The 3,151-nt window shown below is 57.4% G+C and carries 3 protein-coding genes; 2 read left to right on the forward strand and 1 reads right to left on the reverse strand.

The window, feature by feature from the left end; genetic code table 11:
- A partial coding sequence (locus tag HFM78_RS04135; protein WP_287128158.1) for an AIR synthase-related protein occupies nt 1-1,531 on the forward strand: 1,531 nt, incomplete at its 5' end.
- 139 nt (nt 1,532-1,670) lie between these two features.
- Nucleotides 1,671-2,243, forward strand: a complete 573-nt coding sequence (locus tag HFM78_RS04140) for a nucleoside triphosphate pyrophosphatase (RefSeq protein ID WP_287128159.1) — start codon at nt 1,671-1,673, stop codon at nt 2,241-2,243.
- A gap of 2 nt (nt 2,244-2,245) precedes the next feature.
- On the opposite strand, the gene HFM78_RS04145 is transcribed toward HFM78_RS04140, so the two are convergent.
- Nucleotides 2,246-2,887 carry a hypothetical protein gene (locus HFM78_RS04145; RefSeq protein WP_287128160.1) on the reverse strand — a complete coding sequence of 214 codons (642 nt, stop codon included), beginning with the start codon at nt 2,885-2,887 and terminating at the stop codon, nt 2,246-2,248.
- Nucleotides 2,888-3,151: the final 264 nt, after the last annotated feature.

Consider the following 3,151-nt stretch of genomic DNA (forward strand, 5'->3'; position numbering starts at 1 on the left):
GACCTATGACGGCAATCCGCTAGTGAATGCCCTCGCCATTGGCTTGATGGAACTGCCGGAGATCATGAAATCCGGGGCCAAGGGGGTCGGGGTTTCACTAGATCTCGACCTAGTACCCGTGCGGGAACAGGGCATGAGTGCCTACGAATATCTGCTCTCAGAGTCCCAGGAACGGATGCTACTCGTCGGGGAATTGGGACGAGAGGGGGAGATTATCGAGATTTTCACGCGCTGGGGCCTCCAGGCGGTTGTTGTGGGAGCGGTCTTGGCGGACCCCGTAGTCCGGGTTTACCAAAAAGGAACTCTAGTCGCCGAAGTCCCGGCCTTGGCCCTCACCGAGTCCGCCCCTGTCTACCACCACGCCATTCTCAAGGAACCCCCGGCCTACGTGCAGACGGCTTGGGCTTGGCAACCCGGCCCCGAACATTTACAGATGGCCCAACCCGGAACTGTCCTGCGTCAACTTTTAGCTAGCCCGACGATCAGTTCTAAACAGTGGATTTATCACCAGTACGATTACCTGATTCAAAATAATTCCCTGGTCGTACCGGGAGCCGGGGATGCGGCAGTCCTGCGTGTCCGGGCGCAGGGGTTTGGGATGGGCGGAGTGCCGGACTTGCCCCAGAGTGGACGGGGCCTCGCCGCGACGGTGGACTGTAACAGTCGTCTGGTCTACCTCGACCCCTACGAGGGCGCGAAACTAGCCGTAGCTGAAGCAGCCCGCAATCTTAGTTGTGTGGGCGCAATCCCGGTCGCCGTCACCGACAATCTCAACTTTGGTAGCCCAGAACGCCCAGAAATCTTCTGGCAACTCGCTGAAAGCTGCCGGGGCATCAGCGATGCCTGTCGTGCCCTTGATACCCCTGTCACCGGTGGGAATGTCTCTCTCTACAACGAGACCCAGGGACCCACGGGCAGCCAAGCTATTTACCCTACGCCCACGATTGGCATGGTCGGTCTGGTTGAGGACTTAGCACGGACCTGCACCCTAGACTTCAAACAGGCGGGAGACCTAATCCTGCTGCTTGGTCCACTCACCGGCGGACTCGGCGGGTCAGAGTATCTCGCTGTAGTTCATGGTCTCATTACAGGTCGTCCGGTCGCTGTGGACTTGGCCCAAGAGAAACGTATCCAACAGACCTGCCGTTACCTAATCCTCCAAGGTTGGGCACGGTCGGCCCACGACGGTAGTGAGGGCGGCTTGGCGATAGCTTTGGCAGAATCAGCCTTCCCCGGTGGACTCGGCGCAACGATTAACCTACCCGCTAACAGCGGAGTCGCCGTCCTCTTTGGGGAAGCCCCGTCCCGGATAATCGTGAGTATCCGCCCCCAAGACCGCGATCAAGTCCTCACCCACCTCAACGGAGTCCTCCACACCGGCGAGTTTCGCTGGCTAGGGACCGTAGGCGGAACCGATCTGACCTGTACGGCTGGAGAGACCGTTCTTTTCCAGGAAGCCGTAGCTGACTTACAAGACCTCTGGTCCCACAGTCTAGAGCGACGGATGACAGGAGGGCTAACAACTTCCTAACGCTAGCCCCGGCGTAATTTCTATTTTTAAACCGCATCCACAGCCTACGCCGGCTATTTCCGTTAAGCTAATCCCGCCCATGGGCTAGTCAACTAGATTCAATATGATGTAATGTCGCAGCGGTTGTTCATCTGAGCCCATGACTGTTTCACTCCTGCTTGCCTCCGCTTCGTCCAGGCGACGTGCATTACTACACCAACTCAACATTGAATTCCGGGCCTTTGCCAGCCAGTACGCCGAACTGATGGACAACGCCCTGCCCCCCACGCAACTGGTCCTCCACAATGCCCTAGGCAAGGCCCTTTCCCTACAAGTGCCCTATCCCGTCGCCCTCATCCTCGCCGCCGATACCGTCGTCGTCTACGAAGGTCAGGTACTCGGTAAACCCTTTACTGCCGAAAAAGCTATCCACCGCCTCCATACTTTGCAGGGTTGCTGGCACACCGTCCTCACGGGCATGGTCCTCGTTGAAGGTGAACAACGCCTCACCCGCGCCCAGACTACCCGCGTTAAACTACGGCCCATGGATGATGACCAGATCCGGGCCTATGTTGCCACGGGTGAACCCTTCGACTCGGCAGGCGGCTATTCGATGGCGGGTCTCGGTGCGGGTCTTGTTGAGACTATTGAGGGATGCTACACCAACGCGCTGGGTCTTTCACTGCCAGTGTTGGTGGAGATGCTGCTGGAATTTGGGCAGCAGGTGTACTAAACCTACTCCCGGCGTTCATCCTCGGGTAGTTGGCCCTGCACGGCATTGATCGCATCAGCGGCGGCGGCGGCTCCTACTTGGATGTCGCGTTCCGCGCCCCCGAGATACATCCGCCCAAAGCTACCAAAGGGCAGTACCTCAAGGATATTGATAGACGAGGTTTTTTCCGCTTCATTGGCGGCAAGGGCAATGTAGGAAGCTGGTTCGACCTCCATGACAAATAGGGTCTCACCGGCTAGGAGCATCTGACCGCGCTTGAAGCGGTTGACCAGTTGGGCTTGGTGGGCATCCACATTGCGGATAATCTGGCTGGAAATGAGCTTTGGCTTGAGCCGCTCCCGCTCATTGGCCCCCAGATAGTCAAGAATGGCCTGACCAGCGGTTTTGACTTCCCCCTGACGATTGGCGTGGATTTCCAGACTGCCAAATAGCCGCTCTACCACCTGCAAACCGGGCCGCACGACGGCTCCCTTGAGGGCAATATCGGTGACGCGGTTGATCTCCATGCCGGGAGAAATTTCTACCCACAGCGAGGCATCCCCTGGGAGCGGCAGAAACCCAGTGCAGATGTTGCCTAGGTAGGCAGCAAACTGGGGCTGGAGACTGTCGAGATAGACGTAGCTACGCAGAAGCGGGTTTTGCATAGTGTAAATTTTAGGATAAAACGCTAACCTCAACTAAAAAGCGCGGCTAATCACTATTTATCGCCCGGTCCCGGGACGCTGGATCGAGAGGAGGCCTAGAAAATGAGCAACCTAGCGCGGGTCCGTCCATGGGCACAGGCCCAGATTGACCGGAAATATGGGGTTCAAGCCCCGTCCTTCAGGACGCCTTTATCCCCTGATATGCTAGGATAATATCATGTTCATCCGAGAAGCCAAGCTAACTTGTTCTGAATCTGCCACTCA

Origin of the sequence: Candidatus Cyanaurora vandensis (assembly GCF_013285555.1) — a bacterium.
Classification (GTDB): Bacteria; Cyanobacteriota; Cyanobacteriia; order Gloeobacterales; family Anthocerotibacteraceae; genus Cyanaurora; species Cyanaurora vandensis.

What these genes read in the sequence shown, in the direction of transcription:
- HFM78_RS04140 (WP_287128159.1), top strand. Translation starts at nt 1,671, where the DNA reads ATGACTGTTTCACTCCTGCTTGCCTCCGCTTCGTCCAGGCGACGTGCA.
- HFM78_RS04145 (WP_287128160.1), bottom strand. Translation starts at nt 2,887, where the DNA reads ATGCAAAACCCGCTTCTGCGTAGCTACGTCTATCTCGACAGTCTCCAG.